The organism is Cysteiniphilum sp., assembly GCF_057495195.1.
In genome coordinates this window covers 1-20004 of the sequence record NZ_JBXTEF010000100.1, presented here as the reverse complement: position 1 = coordinate 20004, position 20004 = coordinate 1, and the positions used below count along the sequence as shown (strand labels likewise).

The window sequence follows — 20004 nt, the reverse complement described above, 5'->3', positions numbered from 1 at the left end:
CTTTCAGACTTTACAAGGAGAAGAATTAAATGAATAGAAAAGATCCCTATAAACCTATGCTTTTCAAGAGGGGTGCCGAGCTTGCGAGGCGGGGTGTTGAAATAGAAAAAGTGCGTAACTTCAGATAATTACTCTCTTCATTTATGAGCGGTATATCATTACTTGGTGCATGTAAAGCCTGCAAAAGTCTTGTGTCTGGTATACAATAGTCCGCAATACATTTATAGAGTTTTGATAATATGATTCATATTGCACTATATGAGCCCGAGATTCCGCCTAATACTGGAAATATTATTCGTTTGTGTGCCAATACTGGGGCAAAGCTGCATTTGATTGAGCCGTTGGGTTTTGATCTGGATGATAAGAAGTTGCGTCGCGCTGGATTGGATTACCATGAGTTTGCCGCAGTGCTTAGATACAAGAACTTTCAACGTTTTGTTGAGGCACATGCTGATAAGCGAATATGGGCATGTACAACAAAAGCCAATCAATACTATCATCAAGTTGAGTTTCAAAAAGATGATATCTTACTTTTGGGGCCTGAAAGTCGAGGACTGCCGCAAGAAGTCAGAGATCAGTTGAGTCAAACGCAAATCAAATTGCCGATGTTAGCAAATAGTCGCAGTTTAAATCTCTCTAATGCTACGGCAATTATGCTGTTCGAAGCATGGCGACAATTAGGATTTGAAGGCGCACTATGAGTGACCAAAAGCCTTTTGTGGCATATGCCGTTGCTATTGTTATGCTCATGGAGCTTGTTGATGGCAGTGCATTAAATACTTCTTTGCCACAAATGGCGACGTCATTTGATGTTAACCCGATTAGTTTAAAAGTTGCTATTACCGTTTATTTGTTAACTTTAGGGTTGTTTGTACCAGCATCAACGTGGGTGGCGGAGCGCTTTGGCACAAAGAAAATATTGCTCATCTCAGCCATAGGATTTATTCTATCGTCTGTACTTTGTGGCTTATCGACCAATTTACTAATGCTTGTAGCATCTCGCGCATTACAAGGTTTTTTTGGTGCATTTACGATGCCGGTAGCACGGATGATACTGGTGCGTGTATATAAGAAAAATCTGCTATATGCAATGACGATTGTGGGGAGTATTTTAACCATAGGACCTATGTTGGGACCTTTGATTGGTGGCGGGATTACAACTTATCTTAATTGGCGTTATATTTTCTTTATCAATGTGCCTATTGGCTTATTTGCATTAGCATTGGCTTGGCGATTTGTTCCTAAAATAGATGGCAAAAAACAAGACTTTGGTTTTGATTATCTAGGATTTATCTTGCTTGGTATATCTATCGCATTTTTTATGTTTGTGTTAGATACCGTTATCGATCATTCGATTTCAAATAGCCTGAAAGGCGTAATTTTAATCTTTGCTATCGTGTTATTGCTATTATATTTGATCTATGCGCGATATAAACAGCAGGGCGCGATTGTGAACCTTAATATTTTTCGTCATCAAAGCTTTAATGCCTTAGTGTTAGCAAGTGTTATGGTGCGCTTATCAACGATGGGGCTGATGTTTATGCTGCCATTGTATTTGCAGATTCATCATGGCTTTAGTGCTTTTGAGGCAGGGCTTGCTTTTATGGCGTTTATGGTCCCTGCATGGCTTGTTAAACGTGTGGTCAAGCCAATTTTGAAAGCGCTTGGACTATATCGTTATATGCTTATTATCATTGCTCTTATGTGTTTAAGCTATCTCGGGTTATCATGGTTGTTTAGTTATTTTGATTTCGTACTTTATTTAGGTTTGCTAGCAGTTATTGGTGCTTCATTTGGTTGTTTTACGATGGTCACTAATTCGAGTATTTATAGTACGGTTAATGATAACGAAATTGGTGTTAGTAGTGTCATTATGAGTGCGGTTATTCAGCTATCAAGTGCTTTTGCCGTTGCATGGGTGGCAACCTTGTTAGCAACGTTTTCAAATGTGTTTGAGCTCAGTGCTCACTCTACGATTACGCTGCATGCGTTTAGTTATGTCATGATTTTTTGCGCGCTAGGCATGTTTATGACAGCTATTTATTGGTTTTTTTGTCAGCAAACACATCGCTTAAGTGCTATTCAATTAACGTGATATACCCATCACAAGTCATTTTACAAAATTTCTTGCTTTGCATTTCCCGTGCTTTTACCAAATTGAATTTGGGTAATAGGGTCGGCTATTACCTGCAATTGAGCTGGGGCAAACCCTCGAAAACTACTTTGCAACTAAACATCGCAAAATGATTTGTGATAGGTATAAACAACTTGCACGCTTTTTCATTGTTTTTTAATGAGTGATTCGGTACACTCCAAGGCGTATTAATTTAGTATAAACCAATATGGAGAACAATATGAAACAAGCATCAGCACGTCACATCCTCGTTCAAACAGAAGCAGAATGTGAAGCTTTAAAGAAAGAAATTGAAGCAGGTACAGACTTTGCAAAAGCGGCTGCTGATAAGTCACTATGCCCATCAGGCAGAAACGGTGGTGAATTAGGTTCATTCGGACCAGGTCAGATGGTTCCTGAATTTGATAAAGTGGTTTTCTCTGAAGAGGTTGGTAAAGTACACGGCCCAGTTAAAACGCAATTTGGTTATCACTTAGTAGAAATTACTTCACGCTCATAATCTTTATTTATTTTATTAAGAAAACAGACTTAACCAGATTTTCTTGACTTCATCTGCTTGTTGTTGGCAGCTATTAAGTGGCACAATACTTGATTGTTTATCAAGATAGCGTTTAAATCCTAAATCACGAAAATAACAGTAATGTTTAATTAATGTATTAGCGATTTTAATATCGATTAAACGTGCACTTTCCATGGTTTGGATAATGCGGATACTATCGCTGTAATAGCAGACAAAAGGGACTTTATGGCTATAAAAAAGTGCAAAAAACTGGGCAATAAATTCAATATCAATCATGCCGCCAATGCTTTGTTTAAGGTCAAACTCTTGCGCATTAACTTTGAGTAGATGCTCACGCATTTTGTGACGCATATCAACAATATCTTTTTTGAGCTGTTCTAGATCACGTTTCTGATAAATTACGTTGGATCTAAGTGCATTAAATTTATGTGTTAAATCATCAGATGTATAAATCATACGTGCGCGTGTTAAAGCCTGATGCTCCCATGTCCATGCCGAGGTTTTTAAGTACTGGCAGTAAGACTCAAAGCTTGGCACAATAAAGCCATTATCACCTTGAGGACGTAGTCGTAAATCAACCTCATATAAGGTGCCGTGATAGGTTTTAATTTGCATGAAATGGATAAACTTCTGCACCGCGCGTACAAATAAGTGTGGTGATAGCTCAGTGCTCATACGATCGTGAACAAAAACTAAATCTAAGTCAGAGGCAACACTAAGTTCAAGTCCACCGAGTTTGCCATAAGCGATAACACCTAAAGATTGTTTGTATAAGGTTTGCAAATTTTCGGTGATATCACTATATTGAAACACTTCGCGCCACGCGCCATCAAGCACTGCTTCAATGATTACAGTGGCTAGATGGCTAAAAAGATCACTAGATTCCATCAATGAAATATGTCCACGTGATTCGCTGACAATAATATTAAATACTTGCTCTAAGCGAAAACGTCGTAAACTTTCTAAAAAAGCTTCGATATCTTGAATGTCGATTGCTTGTAAATAAATACGTAAGTTATTGCGCAAATAATCAATATCTAAGTAAACATCATCATGCGTCTTATAAATCAATGCACGCTCTAATAAAAAAGGGTGTTCAGTGAGCATTTCAATAATGCGCTGTCCTTTGTTGAGAAGCTCTAAGAAATCTAAATGACGTGCTTGATGCTCTAATAGCAGAAACAAGTAAGTTTGGCGTTTACTTAAATTGTTAAGAAGTACCAGTATATGCTTAATAAGATGAGGGTGGGTATGTAAGCATAGCTGTAATAAATGTTTGATGGCTGGCAGCACATCTTCTGATATTTGGTTTTGATATTGTAAAAAGAATTGATCTATTTCAATTTGCGTAGCGTTATCCTCATTAATCTTGACTGTTATATCAGTTGTTTTTTCAAGATTGGCGACCGTCATAATGTCGTTATTATTTGAGGCTAATGTATTAAAGCGTGTTAATTCATCAAATAATGCACTTACATTTGCGCGTATTGATTCTATTTTGTGCGTTAATGTTTGCCAAGAATCATAACCAACTAAGTTGGCAACATTTTTTTGTGTAAACGCTGTATCCGGCAATTGGTGTGTTTGTTGATCGTCAAACATTTGTAATGCGTTCTCGACATCACGCAAAAATACATAGTGTGCGTATAATTCGGTCGTTTGAGTCGCAGGTAGAATATCGGCTTTTTGCAAAGCATCTAGCGCTGTTACCAGCTGATTGGTTTGTAAGGTAATATTCTGACCACCATAAACAAGCTGATAACACTGACAGATAAACTCAATCTCACGAATACCACCACGTCCTAGTTTGATATTGTTTTTTAGTGTATTGGATTTCATCTCAGTGACTATCTTGTGCTTCATATCACGAATGGCATTGAGCATGCGATAATCGTGATAGTGGCGATATACAAACCGATAAATATTATGCTTTAGTTCATGTGTGAAGTGGGTGTTTGGGTGTAAAATATCTGCTTTGATATAAGCATAACGTTCCCAATCACGTGCATGATGGATAAGGTAATGTTTAAAACTATCAAACTCAGTAATTAAGGGGGCGCCATCACCAAAGGGGCGTAAACGCATATCAATGCGATAAACAAAGCCATCAATCGTGATATCATTAAGTAATGCAATCAAACGTTGTCCAAGTTCGGTATAAAAACGCATAGGACTATATTCGCTGCCAGATTGTCTTAATAGTGGCAAGTTGCTTGTTTGAATAAACACAAGGTCAATATCAGAGGAGAAGTTAAGCTCATTGCCGCCTAACTTACCCATGGTGATAATTGCCAAATTATCTGGCATTTGGCTAAGCTTACGCTCTAGGGTGACTTGTTGTCGTAAATATTGCTCAGTTTGACGCAGAATTTCTTTGGCAGTCAATGAAATAATATTGGCAATCTGTGTAAATTGAATGTATTGATGCTGCTGCTGAAAAACAAGCTTAGCATGCACGCGTTGACGTAATAGGCGTAAAGCTTTGGGTAATGATTCATTTGTCTCATTTATCTCACATGCTGAAAATAAGGCAGTAATTTCATGGGTAATATCGTCTAGAATGTCGACTTTAAGCCAGTTGATGTTAATAAAGTACTTAGGGTTTTGGCTAAGGAAGCGTGCAAAAAAAGTGCTGCTATTAAAGGTGATACAAAGTTTGTTTAAAAGATCAGGTTGAAGATCATATAACTGAAACTGATCACAAAATTGTTGTTGGTTCATCAAAAATAGAAACTTTACCAATCAATGATGTTAAGTCTATATTAGTATGAAAAAGTTTAATAGAATTTCTGCTGTTAAGTGCGCTTTCTTTTGTATAGATAAACAATAAATGCAATCAGCATAAAAACTAAAGATAATAGTGTAACGGGTAATAACCCATAGACCATCCACAGTGTTTGTCCTTGCATGCCGTAAACCTTACCTTTTAATACGGCTTGTTCATTGCGCGGTAGACTTGCAATGGTTTGACCTTCAGGATTAATAATTGAGGTGACACCATTATTAGTTGCTTGAATGATATAGCGTCCAGTTTCAATTGCACGCATTTGTGAAATTTCTTCGTGTTGCCAAGGCGCAAGAGAGTCTCCAAACCACGCATCATCACTAATAACGGCAATAATATCAGCATTTTGTAATTGCGCGCGCACCTCAGATGGATATGCAATTTCATAGCAGATAAATAACGCGACACTTAAACCGTTCATTTTAAGCAAAGGCTGTACCTCATTGCCTTTGGTAAAGCTTGACATTGGAATATTAAAATATGTCATAAATGGTTCAAGGAAATAAGCAAAAGGGTAGTACTCACCAAATGGCACTAAGTGATGTTTATAATAGTGACCAGAGCCTAAGCCATAGACAAAGGCAGAGTTGAAGTATTGTTCTTTAGCATTTAATGCGACGGTGCCCACTAAAATGGCACTGTGCTGTATATCACCTAAGTCATCTACTTGGCGTAAAAAAGGCTCGATAAATGTTTTAAAGGTTGGAATAGAGTTCTCAGGCCAAAAAACCAGATCAGCTGGGTTGTTTCTGGTAGTGGTGTAGTAATAATTGATAATCGTTTGCAGCATGCTAGGATCCCATTTTTGATCCTGAATAAAGTTACCTTGGAGGATACTGACACTTTTTTCAATGCCGTCACTTTTCGTCCACTTGATTTGCTGCAAAGACCAAGCAATAACCAAGGTGGCAATAATGCTGATAGTCATTGAAATCGCAATTTTTGGTTGACGGATATGGTTAATTACTTCACTTATGCATATCGATATAAAGCATATGATAAAACCCACCAGAAAAACGCTGCCAATGGGGGCGAAACTTGCTAAGAAAGTATGTGTTTGTGAATAGCCAAGTAACACCCATGGAAAGCCGGTAAAAAGGTGCGTGCGTAGGAGCTCTAGTATCAACCATATAACGGGTAATAACAAAACTCTGTAAATGAAGTGCTTTTTCTGAAGTTTGGCATAAGCATAACCAAACGCTAAAAAGAATAGACTTAAGAATAAGATAAAAACAATGGTTAGTGTAACACCTAAAAACACTGATTGACTAAAGGCATGGATGCTGACATAAATCCATGAGATGCTTGAGCCAAAAAAACCAATTCCATAACAATACCCAAGCCAAAGACTAGAGCGCGCGCTATGTTGCCTTTGCAGAATTTGCATAAAAAGTATAAGCGAAATAAAGGCAAAAATACTAAAGCCAATCGGTGAAAATGATGGGGTTAAAAGTGCACCGACAATGAGTGCTAAAAGTGTATTTATAATGAAAGACATAGTATAACAGTGAGCTTATTCTTGATTGATAATCACATGCAGTGCACGCACGCGACGCTTGTCAGCTGCTGTTACTTTAAAGGTAAACTGCCCAATAGTTGCTTCTTCACCCACCTCAGGTAGATGTTCTAATTTATTGATAATAAGCCCGCCAATGGTGTCAAATTCACTGTCATCAATATTGGCATCAAAAAAGTCATTAAAGTCTTCAATTTCAGTCAATGCATCGATGCTAAACTCATGTTCATTTATTTTGATAATTTGTGTGGCCTCTTGGTCGAACTCATCTTCAATGTCACCAACGATTTCTTCTAGAATATCCTCAATCGTGACAAGTCCTGAGATGACACCATATTCATCAACAACAATGGCAAGATGATTGTGGCTGGTTTTAAAATCACGTAATAAGGCATCAAGTTTTTTACTTTCAGGCACAAAAATTGCATTGCGCAATATTGGTTTCAAATGTTCAACACTAAAGTCTTTGTGTTCAAGTACCACTTTTAATAAATCTTTGGTATGAAGTATCCCAAGAATATCATCACGATTTTCAGAGAATAAAGGTAAACGTGTATGACTAGAATTAACAATCGTTTGAATGATTTCCTTGTTGGTCATACCTGCATGGATCGTCGCCATTTGCGTGCGAGGAATCATGATATCACCAACTGACGATGAGGCGACATTTAATACCCCTTTGATCATGTCTCGCGATTCGCTATCGATTGTACCTTTTTTGACAGCAAGATTAACAAGAACTAAAAAGTCAGAAGGGCTGTGCGGCATTAAAATGGTTGCGGCTATTTTTTCAAGCCAAGTTTGAGAATGTTCAGCGTTATCGTTTTTCGTCTGTTTTTCGTCCATTGTTTACTATTTCTCAACATAAGGGTTATCAATACCAAGCTTTGCCAATAAAGCGATTTCTATGCTCTCCATCTCAAGGGCATCCTCTTCATCAATATGGTCATAGCCAACTAAATGCAGTATGCCATGGATTAGAATGTGGCACCAGTGAGCATCAAGCAATTTATGCTGCTCTTTTGCTTCTTTTTGCAAAACTTCAGGACATATTATTAAATCCCCTAGAAAATGCTCAGTTTCATTATTCGTGGGTAGTCCAGGAGGTGCCTCAAATGGAAAGGAGAGGATGTTGGTTGGCTTGTCTTTGGCGCGATAGGTATTATTGTAATGTTGCATCTCATCAGAATTAACAACTTCAATACTGATAATCGCCTGAGCTTTGTTAAGGAGTTTTAAAGTGTGTTCTGCCCAAGTATTGAGTTTATCCTCAGCAGGAAGATAAAGCGCACGAGAATTGTTAATATCAATCTCAAGCATGTCATTAATAATCCTGACTATGATGTTGTTCATACACATCATAAGCGGCAACAACACGTTGGACAATCGGGTGGCGTACGACATCAATTGTTTCAAAGAATGTCATGCTGATTCCTTCAACACCGGCAAGTACTTCAATGGCATGGCGAAGTCCAGGGGTAACACCTTTGGGTAAGTCAACCTGAGTAATATCACCGGTGACGATTGCGGTTGAATTAAAGCCAATACGCGTTAAGAACATTTTCATTTGTTCTTTGGTTGTGTTTTGACTTTCATCAAGAATAATAAATGAATCATTAATCGTGCGCCCACGCATATAGGCTAAGGGGGCAATCTCAATGATTTGTTTCTCAATTAACTTGCCAACACGCTCAACACCCATCAGATCATATAATGCGTCGTACATTGGACGTAAATAAGGGTCAACTTTCTGCGCTAAATCACCAGGTAAAAAGCCTAACTTTTCACCTGCTTCAACCGCAGGGCGCACAAGTACCAAGCGTTTAACAAGACCTTTTTCAAAGGCAGCAACAGCACATGCCATTGCCAGATAAGTCTTACCAGTGCCTGCGGGACCTATACCAAAGTTAATATCATTTTCTTGGATACGCTTTAAATAACGTTCTTGATTAACCGTGCGTGGATTAATAGGGCGTGAACCAATCATCACTTGAAATTCAGGAATAAATTTTTCTTTTGTATCCGCTTGTTCTCTTTTAGCAAGGGTGTTAAGCGCGATATTAAGCTCTTTGTTATTAAGTTCAAACTGGACATCATTAACAAGTTTTTCATAAAGTTCTTCTAGAAATTCTTGTGCATCCTTAATCGCTGTTTTAGGGCCCACAATACGGAAATTATTGCCGCGTTGAATGATTTCAACGGCTAAATATTTTTCGATTAAGTGTAAATTTTCGTTTAAATTGCCACAAAGCTTAGCAAGCATTTGTGCGCTATCTGGCTCAAGATAAAATTGTATTGATTTCATGAAGCTAAATAATTTCTCCGCGTAGTGAATGTGGTAAAGCTTCAATGATTTTAACATCAATTAATTGACCAATTAAACTAGAATCACCAGCAAAGTTAACGATGCGATTATTTTCTGTGCGTCCTGCAAGCACCTTATCATCTTTCTTGGAAACGCCTTCCACTAAAATGCGCTGCGTTGAGTCAACCATTTGGCGGCTAATAATCATTGCATTATGATTAAGCTGATCTTGCAGGCGCTTTAAACGTTCTTTTTTAACTTCAACAGGTGTGTCATCCGCTAAGTTTGCCGCAGGCGTTCCAGGGCGTTTGCTATAGATGAAACTAAAAGATTGATCAAATTGAACGTCTTTCACAAGGTCCATTAATTTCTCAAAGTCTTCTTCAGTTTCACCTGGAAAGCCAACGATAAAGTCAGAAGAAATGGTAATATCTGGACGAACTTTGCGAAGTTTACGAATTTTTTGTTTGAATTCTAGAATCGTATGATTGCGCTTCATCGCTGTTAATATGCGGTCTGAGCCATGTTGCACCGGTAAGTGTAAGTGATTTGCTAATTGTGGCACTTCAGCATAAGCATTAATGAGGTTGTCTGAAAACTCAACTGGGTGAGAAGTAGTAAAGCGAATACGCTCAACGCCATCAATCGCTGCAATAAAATGAATAAGTAACGCAAGATCAGCTGTGTCACCAGAAGCCATTTTGCCAAGATAGTGATTAACGTTTTGACCTAAAAGTGTAATTTCTTTAACGCCTTGCTCAGCCAAAATAGCGCATTCTGCTAACACATCTTCAAATGGGCGGTTAACCTCAGGTCCACGGGTATATGGCACGACGCAATAAGAGCAGTATTTATCACAACCTTCCATAATCGAGACAAATGCTTTAGCGCCTTCAGCTTTTGGTGCTGGCAGGTGGTCAAATTTTTCCACTTCAGGGAAAGAAATATCAACTTGCGAAATATCGGTTTTTTGTTTTTGTTTAATCAAATGAGGTAAGCGGTGAATGGTTTGAGGACCAAAAACGATATCCACGAAAGGCGCGCGTTTAATGATGTTTTCGCCTTCTTGTGACGCGACACAGCCACCAACACCGATGACAAGCTCAGGGTTTTTATTCTTAAGATTTTTCCAACGTCCTAGCTCGTGAAAGACTTTCTCTTGAGCTTTTTCACGGATCGAGCAGGTGTTAATAAGAATAATATCCGCCTCGCTATAATCTTCGGTTTTACTGGTATTAAAATGCTCGCCTAAAACTTCATTCATGCGTAATGAATCATATTCATTCATCTGGCAGCCAAGTGTTTTAATGTATACTTTTTTATGTTGTTTTACGGGATTCTCAATCGCGCTGTCTGTCATTTTTTAGTTACCTGATTTTATTCATTGTATGATTTGCATTTGTTGCTAAGCATGTTTGATTTGCAATAGATCGTTTATTAGCCTAGCAAAAAGTCAAAATAGGGTAGCGTTTTTTGTGTAAAAAGGCTAGTGAAATATCAGAGTTGATATAAAACAAGTCATGAGAAAATAATTGAAAAATTTAAGAGGCGTATTGTCTACGCCCAATAGAGTTATTTGCCTTGCGCTTTATTAATTGCTGCTTGAATTGCATCTTGTTGAGCAAAGCCAGGGATAACTGTTGTATTAGCAGTAGTCGCACCGGATAGTGGCATAACGATAATTGCAGGTGTACCTTGAATGCCTAACTTATCAAAGCCAAGCTTCATGTCCGCTGCAATATTGTCAGTGACTTTTTTCTCTTTGATTAGGCTTTCGGCTTTTGCAACATCAACACCTACTTTTTTTGCAGCATCATTAACATCTTTGACGGTTAATTTGCCTTCATCAACGCCACTAGCGAAAACGGCATTATGATATTTCAAGTAGCCTTCAGCACCATTTAGCATATAAGCAGCAATACCCATTTCAGCAGCATATTGTGATGCTTCCCAACGTTGACCAAAGATTGGGAATTCTTTGAAGATATATTTTACATTTGGATTAGCATCCATTACTTTTTCCATAATAGGCGCTACTTTGTGACAGAACACACATTGGTAATCAAAGAATTCAATCACAGCAACCTTGGCGTCTTTTGGTCCAATGGTAGGTGTTTGCTCATTTGAAAGAAGTGCTTTGGCATTTTCTAGAACAGAAGTTACTTGTTTTTTCTCTTGTGCTGCCATTAAGTCTTTTTGGAATGTTTGCATAATGGTTTGCATCTGCTCTTGCGAGAATTTACCTTTTTCGTTGGAAATCCCGGCTTTAAAGCCAGCTAGAACTTGTGCATTATCAAGTGTGGCACCTTGTGCTTTTAATTGTGCACTGACGTTTCCTGCGACACTATAGCCTAAGGTATAGCTCACATTGTTAAGTAGGGTTGCTTCACTTTGTTTAGTATCAGCAGTTGTTGGTTTTGTTGTTGTAGGTTGTGTTGCAACCGTTTTTGTTGCTTCAGGAGTCGCTTTTGCTGAATCCTTTGAATCAGATTGTGAACAACCTGCTAAAACAGTGGCAAAAAGTGCAGCACCAAGCGTGCTTACGATGATTTTTTTTGACATACGCATTATGAATAAAGCTCCATGTTTTCAGTTAATAAAAATAATCTTTCCGAACTATAGCAAAGTTGTTGCTAAAAGGAAAAAGGTTCATGCTCAAATAGTAAATTTCTTCCATAAAAAAGCCCCAATAGTGGGGCCTGAAGATAATTGCGCTAATTAGAACGCTTAGTTTGCTGCAGCACTTGTTGCGTCAACTGCCTTTTTAGCGCTATCAGCAGGTGTCTTTGCTGTTTCTGCTTTTGCTGCATCAAGCTTGGCTTTTGCTTTGGCTGCTTCGGCTTGTGCTGCTTCTTCATGGGCTTTCATTTTAGCTTCCATTTCTTTTTGGAAAGCTTGCATTGATTGCTCCATTTGCTCTTGGCTTAGTTTAGGCTTGCTACCTTCAATACCTGCCACAAAACCTTGTTGAAGATCATCAGTATTTAGGCTAACTTGTTGTTGCTTTAATTGTTCAGTCATGTTTTTGCCAATAGAATAACCAATGGTATAGCTTGCATCTGCTGCATTGTTTTGTGCTGTTGCAGCTGTGTTGGCTGGTTGAGCAGTAGCAGGTGCCGCTTTAGCTGCATCAGCAAAAGCGCCAGAGACTAATGCGCTGCCGGCTAAAAGTGATAATGCGATAGTGGTTAACTTCTTCATATTTACTCCATTTTTAATGATTAACGTGTTAAATCGAACCTCATTAGCTTAAACAGCACCTTAGCAAAGAACAAGCGTTTTACAGTGAAAAGCATTAAAAAGATCAAAAAACAATGACATTTTATATGCAGTTGCTAAACTAACGCACATTTAAAATCATGCTTATTTGCAACCGAATGCCAAGACGAATTAAGAAAAACTTTCCTAGCGGTGTATTCAATGCCACTATTTCCAACCTGTCACATGAAGGACGTGGAATTGCTAAAATTGACGGTAAAACAACTTTTATTCCATTTGCTTTAGAAGGTGAAGAGGTCGCGTTTGAATATACTTTATCAAAATCAAATTATGATGAAGGTAAACTGGTACAAGTTCTAAAGCCAAGTGCCAAACGAGTTGCTCCGCCATGTGAGTATTTTGAGATGTGTGGTGGTTGTTCTTTTCAACATGTCGCACCTGAGGCGCAGATTGCATTTAAAGAGGAAAAATTGCTGAATCATTTTAAGCACTTCGGGCAAGGTCTTGAGCCTCTTGAGCGTATAGCGCCTTTACGCTCAAGCTCACACGAGGGTTATCGTACTAAAGCACGATTAGGTGTGCGCTATGTGCACAAAAAAGGTAAAGTGCTTGTTGGCTTTAGGGAGCGTGATGGACGTTTTCTTGCTGATATTAATCACTGTGAAGTACTGCATCCGAGTGTGGGCAAAAATCTAACTTTGTTACAAGACTTAGTGTTTAGCTTGTCAAATTATAAAGAGATTCCACAAATTGAAGTGGCTGTAGATGATCAGGTAACTGCATTGATTATCCGTCACTTAAGTGCATTTACTGATGAGGATTTAGCTAAGTTAACTGAATTTGCTAAAGCGCAGCGGTTTTGGATATATTTGCAGGCTAAGGGACCTGATACGATAACACGCTTATACCCAGAGTTAACGCAAGAACCACAGACACTTTCCTATCATTTGACAGATTATGGTGTAACTATTTATTTTGAGCCAAATGACTTCACACAAGTTAATCATGATATTAATCGTAAAATGTTAAAACAGGCGATAGCGTTATTAGAAGTGTCAAATAATGATACCGTACTTGATTTGTTTTGTGGTTTGGGTAATTTTAGTTTGCCGTTGGCAACAAAAGCCAAATTTGTTGTGGGTGTCGAGGGCGATGAAGCAATGACGATGCGCGCTATGGAGAATGCTAAGCGCAATAGCATAGATAATGTTGCTTTTTATCCCGTGAATTTGTTTGAAGATATTTCAAAACATAAGTGGATTGTGGAAAATGAGTTTAATAAGTTATTATTGGATCCACCCAGAGCTGGTGCTGAGATGGTATGTAAACAAATTGAAAAAATTAACCCAGAGCGTATTGTCTATGTATCCTGCGATCCAGCAACGTTGGCGCGTGATGCTGGCATTTTAGTTAATGAAAAGGGTTATAAACTGCTTTCAGCGGGTGTAATGGATATGTTTCCACATACGACACATGTTGAGTCTATCGCTGTTTTTGAAAAATAAAAGCATAGCGATATATTGTATACGCCCCAAAAGCAGACGAAACAAATTTAAAGCTTTAGAATAGAGTGTAAAGAATAAAAAATAAAAAATAAAAGAAGGTGAGATTGTGGAGATTGAATCATTAGTCAATCAGCTGCTAAGTGATGAAACAAGTGAAGATCAGCAGTATCAAATCATTCAACAGATAGATGCTGAGCTATATGAAGAGCAAACACTTTTTGAATTAGCACGGACATTTCTAAGTTATAGTATTAGAATGGAAAATCCTTTTGCTGAAACAGTCGATATTGTTGGTACGGGTGGTGATGGTTGTCGAACCTTAAATTATTCAACACTAAGCGCATTAATGGTGCATGAGTTAGGTGCTAAGGTTGCCAAACATGGTAATCGTTCGGCAACGTCAAAGTGTGGTAGTTTTGATTTCTTGCAAAAACTTAATGTTGAAATTCCTGATAACCCAGAAACGGCATTGAGCTTGCTAAAAGAGCAAGGACTGGTATTTTTGTTTGCGCCATTTTTTCATCCGATTTTTGCCAAAGTGGTTAATGTGCGCCAGCGCTTTGCTAAAGAGGGTAAGCGTACCTTTTTTAATGTGTTGGGACCATTGTTAAATCCGATGCAGGTTAAAAGAATCGTTGCAGGAGTTTATGATGAACGCTTACTTAAGCCGTATCTTTATGCACTTAAAAACCTAGGTGTCACGTATGCCTATGTTGTATATGGTGATGGGATGGATGAGTTTTCAGTTTGTGGAGCCAATAAAGTGATTAAACTTGAGCATGATGAAGTCACTGAGTTTAGTTTGCATCCAGAGCAGCTTGGATTTGTGCGTGGCAGACTAGATTACTTAGAAGCAGGTGATTTGTATCAGAATTTGGCGGAATCAAAATCGTTATTAAATAATGAAATGTTAGGAGCTAAGCAAGATACACTGATATTAAATGCAGCTGCTGCTATGCATGTTGCTAATGGTTTTGCTGATACTTTATCAGTACAAGTTAAATTGATTAAAGATGCGCTATCACAAGGGAAGTTTGCACATTTAATTCCCTAGTTAATATCGTGATTTTATGAGTGAAGCTGAAATTAGTAAGTTGGCATTGCATAATAACTGGATTACGTTTTCTAAAATAATAATGATGATAAAAAGAGATCACCTTGCAGTACATAGATGATGAGAAGGGAGGGAGTATACTGCAAGGTAATTTCGTGGTCTCAAGGTTACGATCACAGGGCATACTGAAAGAGAAGGGAGAGAGAAAAAAGTTTGCTCTGTGATCGTGATCCCCTTGAGTGAAGTCAGTATCACAAGTCAATATTAAGATAAGCTTAAGATATTAAAATAATTTTAAAAAATTTATTCGTACTCAAAAAAAGCATATACCCATGACCTGTATTTGCTTTCTAGCGAGTGCTTTGCTAAAAGGTAATGTACTTAAGTTTTAAAAATACGTGATAGATTATGCGGACAATTAAAAAATATCTTGCGGTTCCTGTTGTTGTTTTGTTGGCTGCAGGCTTGAGTGTTGCAGACACTACTGCTAAAGCAAATGATCAGGCTAAAGTAGAAGATAATCTGGAGACACAAAGCTGCTCAGCAAAAACCAGTGATTGCAATTTTGGTAGCAACTGGGAGCTGTTTAAGCAAAATGTATCAGATACAGCAAGCTCAGGGACGCAAGTAGCTAAAGATGCTGCCAATAAGGCGAGTGATTATGCACAGCAAGGCTGGGATAAAACAAAATCAGCAACTGCTGAGGGATGGCAAAATACTAAAGATGCTAGCAATGATGCTTGGGAGAAAACTAAAAAATTAGCAGCTGAAGGCTGGCAAAACACCAAAGAGGCTGCACAAAAAGGCGCTGAAAAAATAGATAACTATTTTAATGCAAATGAAAATGATAAGAGTAAAGCTCAAGAGCCAACAAATTCAAAAAATCAAGCACAATCACAAGAAAATAATTGATAAAATCATGCTGAACTTGCTGGCAATTCATGCCTGTTGGCGCTATCTTTGAATTATTCAAAGTTGACTTACAAACCCCCACGATACTCGTGGCTATACAATGGAGGACTGCACTATGCAAATTCAAATTACAGGTCGTCATTTAGAAGTTACCCCTGCATTAAAGCAATATGTTGATGAAAAGTTGAGTAAGCTTGACAATCACTTTGATCATATTATTGCTGCACGTGTTATTTTGTCGGTTGAAAAAGGTAAGCAAATGGCTGAAGCCGTGATTAATGTGCCAGGGACTGAGTTTGTGGCTAAGTCAGATTCACAGGATATGTATGCAACTATTGATATGTTGCAAGATAAGCTGGATGCTCAAGTAAGAAAGCATAAGCAAAAACTAAAAGATCATCGTGCTGAGCGCCCTGAAGCCGAAGCATTAATGGCTGATGACGAAGTAGTAGATATTGATGAGGAACGTTGATAGAATAACGTACCACTTCGTTGAATAATTCATCATAAATCTTATGAACTTTTTGTCTTCATTTATTTCTCCGCAACGCGTTATTAATAAAGCATCATTGCAAAGTCAAAAGCGCGTTTTCGAAGTATTAAGCCAGTTATTAAAAGATGATGATATCAATATCACTGCTGATACGATTTATCAAAAGCTTTTCGAGCGTGAGCGCATTGGTAATACTGCTATTGGTAAAGAGGTTGCTGTGCCCCATTGTCGAATTGAAGGCTTAACGATGACACGTTTGGCTGTATTAACCTTGGAAGAGACCATTGAATATGGTGAGGAAGATCGTAAAGTGAGCATTGTCATTGCTGCAATCTTTCCGCAAAACGTCAATGATGTGCATATTAAGTTCATGGCCGAATTAGTGAAGTTTCTAAAGCAGGAAGGCGTGCTTGATAAAATCAAAGCGGCCAATTCAAATGAAGCACTTTATCAGCTCTTTTTAGGTAACACTTAATTCTCTACATAGATTTAAAAGAAGAGCCGATGAGATACTGGCATGCAAGCCTTGTAACAAATAACCTCGATACTGGATTATTAGTGATTGGCGCACCAAATATTGGTAAAACAGAGTTTTGTTATCACTTGATTAAGTATTTTGGCTTTTATTTAGTCGCTGATGATTTGGTGGGTATTACTCACATTAATAATGTATATCATGGCTCTTTATGTAACAATCAATACTTTGCGGTTATGCATCATAAAGAAAAAGACTTTATTCAAGTTGAAAAAGCAGTAGATCAATCGGTCATTAGCCATGTTGTCTACCTATATAGGCAAGTGAAAGACCCAAAGTATATTAACAAAGCGCAAACTTTAGCTTTACCTTTGATTGAAATTGATGTCTTTGATAAAGCTTGGCATGCGTGTGCTAAGCAGTTGCAAAATAGATTAGGGTAAATACAAAAGCTTTGGTAAACTGAGCAAATTATGATGAGTGGAAATGGTGTAAATTTCGTGAATAGTACATCCAAATCGGTTGTGCTTTTAGCTGGTGTTTCGGGTGCTGGCAAGTCAACGGTTTTGAGTATATTGGAAGACCAAGGTTTTTTCTGTATTGAAAATTTACCTTTATTTTTATTGGAAGAAACGCTTGCATATGTTTTGAATAATCCTCAATACAAGCAAAATATTGTTATTTCATTGGCTCCACACTCATTTTTAGCAAATGAAAGCTGTCATGTTAAACATTTGCAAGATAAGTATCATATGAATATTACTTATTGGTATATTGAGGCCAGTAGGAATGTACTGATCAAGCGTTATGATGAGACCCGTAGGCGTCATCCTTTCTCAGATAATAAAATGACCTTAGAGCATGCGATCGATGCGGAATTTACTGTTTTGGAAAGCTATGCGAGTATTGCAGACTATACGTTGGATACAACCAACTTAAGTTTGCAAGAACTCAGAGAAATAGTCTGTCAGAAACTCTTAAATCGGGACAAACTATCCACTCAGATTAAGGTTTTTTCATTTGGCTTTAAATACGGGATGCCGCAAAAGGCTGATTATCTTTTTGATGTTCGAAGCTTACCTAACCCCTATTGGGATAAACGTTTGCGTTTGCAAACGGGGCTTGATCTTGATGTGATTGAATATTTGCAAAAACAGCCGCAAGTGCTAGAAATGATAGGTGATATCAGCAAGTTTGTTTTGAAGTGGTGTGAATTACAGCAGCAGCAAGGCAAAAGCTATATTGATATCGCCATTGGTTGCACAGGTGGACAACATCGATCAGTATATGTTGTTGAGCAGGTGGCAGAGCAATTAAAAACAGACTTTAATAATGTGATTGTAGGTCATAGGGAGTTAAAAGGATGATTGGAATTGTACTGATTACACATGGGCGCATTGGCCAATCAATGCTTGAAGTAGCGACGCGTCTGGTTGAGATCCAGAAAGACTATATTCAGGTGGTCTCATCCTGCTCATATGATCAGCCAGAATTATTACTGCGTGTTGAGAATGCATTTAAAAGCATGCCTGATTGTGATGGCTTCTTGGTGTTAACAGATCTTTTTGGCGCAACGCCAACAAATGTGACACAATCATTTATGCGTGGTTATCATCTGGCAGTTATTACAGGGCTTAATATGCCAATGCTTTTAAAAGCATTGACATATCATAAGCAGGCGCTATCTTTGGATGAGCTTGCAGAAAGGGTTTATGATGCATCAAAGGCGTGCATCGTATTAGAAGAAGGTGATAAGTGAAAGAAACGCAAATGAAAGAGATCGATTTAGTATTGATTAATCAATTAGGACTACATGCACGAGCTGCTTCTAAGTTGGTTAATTTAGCCCTTCGTTTTGGTAGTGAAATTGAGGTAGAAGTTGTGAAAACCGGTGTTAAGGCGAACTGCAAAAGTATTATGGGATTAATGATGCTTGGAGCAAGTTGTGGCACATCTATTCGTTTAAGTGCAGAAGGCGATGATCAGGAAGAAGCATTAGATGCCATCAGAGTCCTTATTCAGGATCGATTTGGTGAAGAAAGTTGAAAATTAATAGAAATCTTAAGCTTGACTTAAGTTTACATTTTTAGAATGACTCATATCATTGAGTTTTATAAACCTAGACAAAAGAGGAACAAGTCATGGCAAATCAGTACACAGGAAGTTTTGAACACATTATTCAGCAGAAATATAACTGTAGCGCACGAGAAGTTTTAGAACGTTGCGCTGATGAGGGGATGACCTATCAGGATGCTGAAAAAATGCTTGGTTTTAAGCATGGTACGATTCGTAAATGGGCAAACCGCTTTGATATTAAGTTAAAATCTGGCGTCGTTGAGAAAACAGTTAAGCGTGATAGTTTTATGAAGATGTTTAAACAACAAGGCTTGAATAAGTACAATGTACTAAGCCGCTGCTGGGGTGCTAAAAAGCGTAAGCTTGTATTGATTACAACGAATGTTTGATAAACCTAATAAAGTAACATATACCACGCATAAGTTACCATAAAGATGGTAATCACTAGTAATAGTAGCCCAAGAAAAATGTCAGGAACACGCGTTTTGTAGCTGATTGTTTCAGGTGCGGTAATATTTCGTCGATTTATCGCAAAGCGTACTGATGAAATAATGATGATGATAACCGCGATAAGCATAATTAAAATACCAATGATTTCGGCAGATTGTGACATCATGTTACTTGTTCTTACACCAACCCCTTTGGCCATAATGCGTAAGAAAATATCAAATTTCTCAATTAAAAAACCATACGCCATCAGTGCAATGGCAGTCCTTACCCAAGATAGATACGTACGCTCATTCGCGGCGTGATCATTGAAATGTTCTATCATACTAATCCTTAGCTTACTCTTTTACACTTAACTTAGTCTGAGTCTAGACGATATTATTGCCGTTTTCCTCGATATTTATTGCATTACTTGTCTGACAATTTATGATTGGCGATTGTTAGTTACAAGAATATAGGAAGCTATGATGCATAAATCAAAGAAAGTAGGGGAGTGTTCATAAAACTGTGTCAATTTAAATTTAATATTGATGTAGTGTGTTATTGCTAGAATAAACAGAGCA

The 20004-nt window shown here is 38.0% G+C and carries 22 protein-coding genes; 13 read left to right on the top strand and 9 right to left on the bottom strand.

All coding sequences use genetic code 11. The features are described 5' to 3' along the window. Positions 1 to 239 precede the first annotated feature (239 nt). The 3 genes from trmL to ACY10D_RS09275 all read left to right on the top strand — a co-directional run bounded on the left by trmL (position 240) and on the right by ACY10D_RS09275 (position 2633). Positions 240 to 701 carry a tRNA (uridine(34)/cytosine(34)/5-carboxymethylaminomethyluridine(34)-2'-O)-methyltransferase TrmL gene (gene trmL, locus ACY10D_RS09285; protein WP_151194336.1) on the top strand — a complete coding sequence of 154 codons (462 nt, stop codon included), beginning with the start codon at positions 240 to 242 and terminating at the stop codon, positions 699 to 701. Continuing rightward, on the top strand, positions 698 to 2095 hold the full coding sequence (locus ACY10D_RS09280) for an MFS transporter (protein WP_487000457.1): 1398 nt from the start codon (positions 698 to 700) through the stop codon (positions 2093 to 2095). The genes trmL and ACY10D_RS09280 overlap by 4 nt, the downstream gene beginning before the upstream one ends. Positions 2096 to 2354: 259 nt before the next feature. Further along, a complete protein-coding gene (locus ACY10D_RS09275; RefSeq protein WP_192483010.1) occupies positions 2355 to 2633 on the top strand; it encodes a peptidylprolyl isomerase in 279 nt (92 codons plus the stop codon). A 15-nt stretch (positions 2634 to 2648) separates the two neighbouring features. On the opposite strand, the gene glnE is transcribed toward ACY10D_RS09275, so the two are convergent. The 8 genes from glnE to ACY10D_RS09235 form a co-directional block, all read right to left on the bottom strand. Continuing rightward, the gene (gene glnE / locus ACY10D_RS09270; protein WP_487000456.1) at positions 2649 to 5375 is read right to left on the bottom strand and encodes a bifunctional [glutamate--ammonia ligase]-adenylyl-L-tyrosine phosphorylase/[glutamate--ammonia-ligase] adenylyltransferase; all 2727 of its coding nucleotides are present in this window, start codon (positions 5373 to 5375) and stop codon (positions 2649 to 2651) included. Between the two features lie 74 nt (positions 5376 to 5449). After that, positions 5450 to 6937: an apolipoprotein N-acyltransferase gene (gene lnt, locus ACY10D_RS09265; protein ID WP_487000455.1), complete on the bottom strand. Its 1488-nt coding sequence runs from the start codon at positions 6935 to 6937 to the stop codon at positions 5450 to 5452. Positions 6938 to 6952: 15 nt separating this feature from the next. Next, positions 6953 to 7801, bottom strand: a complete 849-nt coding sequence (locus tag ACY10D_RS09260) for a CorC family transporter (protein WP_487000454.1) — start codon at positions 7799 to 7801, stop codon at positions 6953 to 6955. Between the two features lie 6 nt (positions 7802 to 7807). Beyond that, positions 7808 to 8308 (bottom strand): rRNA maturation RNase YbeY, encoded by a 501-nt coding sequence (gene ybeY / locus ACY10D_RS09255; RefSeq protein WP_487000453.1) that lies wholly within the window; start codon positions 8306 to 8308, stop codon positions 7808 to 7810. Continuing rightward, complete coding sequence (locus ACY10D_RS09250) at positions 8280 to 9260, bottom strand: PhoH family protein (protein WP_487000452.1); 981 nt, start codon at positions 9258 to 9260, stop codon at positions 8280 to 8282. The genes ybeY and ACY10D_RS09250 overlap by 29 nt, the downstream gene beginning before the upstream one ends. Before the next feature lie 4 nt (positions 9261 to 9264). Further along, positions 9265 to 10620, bottom strand: a complete 1356-nt coding sequence (miaB, locus tag ACY10D_RS09245) for a tRNA (N6-isopentenyl adenosine(37)-C2)-methylthiotransferase MiaB (RefSeq protein WP_487000451.1) — start codon at positions 10618 to 10620, stop codon at positions 9265 to 9267. A 212-nt stretch (positions 10621 to 10832) separates the two neighbouring features. Further along, positions 10833 to 11828, bottom strand: a complete 996-nt coding sequence (locus ACY10D_RS09240) for a thioredoxin domain-containing protein (protein ID WP_487000450.1) — start codon at positions 11826 to 11828, stop codon at positions 10833 to 10835. A gap of 159 nt (positions 11829 to 11987) precedes the next feature. Further along, the gene (locus ACY10D_RS09235) at positions 11988 to 12461 is read right to left on the bottom strand and encodes an FKBP-type peptidyl-prolyl cis-trans isomerase N-terminal domain-containing protein (protein WP_487000449.1); all 474 of its coding nucleotides are present in this window, start codon (positions 12459 to 12461) and stop codon (positions 11988 to 11990) included. A gap of 176 nt (positions 12462 to 12637) precedes the next feature. Here ACY10D_RS09235 and rlmD point away from each other — a divergent pair, with 176 nt between their 5' ends. The 10 genes from rlmD to ACY10D_RS09185 all read left to right on the top strand — a co-directional run bounded on the left by rlmD (position 12638) and on the right by ACY10D_RS09185 (position 19383). After that, on the top strand, positions 12638 to 13984 hold the full coding sequence (gene rlmD, locus ACY10D_RS09230; RefSeq protein WP_487000448.1) for a 23S rRNA (uracil(1939)-C(5))-methyltransferase RlmD: 1347 nt from the start codon (positions 12638 to 12640) through the stop codon (positions 13982 to 13984). A 106-nt stretch (positions 13985 to 14090) separates the two neighbouring features. Then, positions 14091 to 15038, top strand: a complete 948-nt coding sequence (gene trpD / locus ACY10D_RS09225; protein WP_487000447.1) for an anthranilate phosphoribosyltransferase — start codon at positions 14091 to 14093, stop codon at positions 15036 to 15038. 408 nt (positions 15039 to 15446) lie between these two features. Beyond that, positions 15447 to 15950: a hypothetical protein gene (locus ACY10D_RS09220; RefSeq protein ID WP_487000446.1), complete on the top strand. Its 504-nt coding sequence runs from the start codon at positions 15447 to 15449 to the stop codon at positions 15948 to 15950. Between the two features lie 115 nt (positions 15951 to 16065). Then, positions 16066 to 16422, top strand: a complete 357-nt coding sequence (hpf, locus tag ACY10D_RS09215; RefSeq protein ID WP_117002939.1) for a ribosome hibernation-promoting factor, HPF/YfiA family — start codon at positions 16066 to 16068, stop codon at positions 16420 to 16422. Between the two features lie 52 nt (positions 16423 to 16474). Continuing rightward, positions 16475 to 16918 (top strand): PTS sugar transporter subunit IIA, encoded by a 444-nt coding sequence (locus tag ACY10D_RS09210; protein ID WP_487000445.1) that lies wholly within the window; start codon positions 16475 to 16477, stop codon positions 16916 to 16918. Between the two features lie 29 nt (positions 16919 to 16947). Further along, positions 16948 to 17361 carry a phosphoenolpyruvate carboxykinase (ATP) gene (locus tag ACY10D_RS09205; protein ID WP_487000444.1) on the top strand — a complete coding sequence of 138 codons (414 nt, stop codon included), beginning with the start codon at positions 16948 to 16950 and terminating at the stop codon, positions 17359 to 17361. A gap of 57 nt (positions 17362 to 17418) precedes the next feature. Beyond that, positions 17419 to 18285 (top strand): RNase adapter RapZ, encoded by an 867-nt coding sequence (gene rapZ, locus ACY10D_RS09200; RefSeq protein ID WP_487000443.1) that lies wholly within the window; start codon positions 17419 to 17421, stop codon positions 18283 to 18285. After that, on the top strand, positions 18282 to 18677 hold the full coding sequence (locus ACY10D_RS09195) for a PTS sugar transporter subunit IIA (protein ID WP_487000442.1): 396 nt from the start codon (positions 18282 to 18284) through the stop codon (positions 18675 to 18677). Before rapZ ends, ACY10D_RS09195 begins: the two co-directional genes overlap by 4 nt. 11 nt (positions 18678 to 18688) lie before the next feature. Then, a complete protein-coding gene (locus ACY10D_RS09190; protein WP_117002964.1) occupies positions 18689 to 18964 on the top strand; it encodes an HPr family phosphocarrier protein in 276 nt (91 codons plus the stop codon). 95 nt (positions 18965 to 19059) lie between these two features. Then, positions 19060 to 19383: a hypothetical protein gene (locus tag ACY10D_RS09185; RefSeq protein ID WP_192482994.1), complete on the top strand. Its 324-nt coding sequence runs from the start codon at positions 19060 to 19062 to the stop codon at positions 19381 to 19383. A gap of 5 nt (positions 19384 to 19388) precedes the next feature. Here the strand turns inward: ACY10D_RS09185 and ACY10D_RS09180 are convergent, their stop codons facing one another. Next, positions 19389 to 19766, bottom strand: a complete 378-nt coding sequence (locus tag ACY10D_RS09180) for a YidH family protein (RefSeq protein WP_487000441.1) — start codon at positions 19764 to 19766, stop codon at positions 19389 to 19391. Positions 19767 to 20004: the final 238 nt, after the last annotated feature.

Coding starts and splice junctions, on each gene's coding strand:
- trmL (WP_151194336.1), top strand. CDS start 240: ATGATTCATATTGCACTATATGAGCCCGAGATTCCGCCTAATACTGGA.
- ACY10D_RS09280 (WP_487000457.1), top strand. CDS start 698: ATGAGTGACCAAAAGCCTTTTGTGGCATATGCCGTTGCTATTGTTATG.
- ACY10D_RS09275 (WP_192483010.1), top strand. CDS start 2,355: ATGAAACAAGCATCAGCACGTCACATCCTCGTTCAAACAGAAGCAGAA.
- glnE (WP_487000456.1), bottom strand. CDS start 5,375: ATGAACCAACAACAATTTTGTGATCAGTTTCAGTTATATGATCTTCAA.
- lnt (WP_487000455.1), bottom strand. CDS start 6,937: ATGTCTTTCATTATAAATACACTTTTAGCACTCATTGTCGGTGCACTT.
- ACY10D_RS09260 (WP_487000454.1), bottom strand. CDS start 7,801: ATGGACGAAAAACAGACGAAAAACGATAACGCTGAACATTCTCAAACT.
- ybeY (WP_487000453.1), bottom strand. CDS start 8,308: ATGAACAACATCATAGTCAGGATTATTAATGACATGCTTGAGATTGAT.
- ACY10D_RS09250 (WP_487000452.1), bottom strand. CDS start 9,260: ATGAAATCAATACAATTTTATCTTGAGCCAGATAGCGCACAAATGCTT.
- miaB (WP_487000451.1), bottom strand. CDS start 10,620: ATGACAGACAGCGCGATTGAGAATCCCGTAAAACAACATAAAAAAGTA.
- ACY10D_RS09240 (WP_487000450.1), bottom strand. CDS start 11,828: ATGCGTATGTCAAAAAAAATCATCGTAAGCACGCTTGGTGCTGCACTT.
- ACY10D_RS09235 (WP_487000449.1), bottom strand. CDS start 12,461: ATGAAGAAGTTAACCACTATCGCATTATCACTTTTAGCCGGCAGCGCA.
- rlmD (WP_487000448.1), top strand. CDS start 12,638: ATGCCAAGACGAATTAAGAAAAACTTTCCTAGCGGTGTATTCAATGCC.
- ACY10D_RS09220 (WP_487000446.1), top strand. CDS start 15,447: ATGCGGACAATTAAAAAATATCTTGCGGTTCCTGTTGTTGTTTTGTTG.
- hpf (WP_117002939.1), top strand. CDS start 16,066: ATGCAAATTCAAATTACAGGTCGTCATTTAGAAGTTACCCCTGCATTA.
- ACY10D_RS09205 (WP_487000444.1), top strand. CDS start 16,948: ATGAGATACTGGCATGCAAGCCTTGTAACAAATAACCTCGATACTGGA.
- ACY10D_RS09195 (WP_487000442.1), top strand. CDS start 18,282: ATGATTGGAATTGTACTGATTACACATGGGCGCATTGGCCAATCAATG.
- ACY10D_RS09190 (WP_117002964.1), top strand. CDS start 18,689: ATGAAAGAGATCGATTTAGTATTGATTAATCAATTAGGACTACATGCA.
- ACY10D_RS09185 (WP_192482994.1), top strand. CDS start 19,060: ATGGCAAATCAGTACACAGGAAGTTTTGAACACATTATTCAGCAGAAA.
- ACY10D_RS09180 (WP_487000441.1), bottom strand. CDS start 19,766: ATGATAGAACATTTCAATGATCACGCCGCGAATGAGCGTACGTATCTA.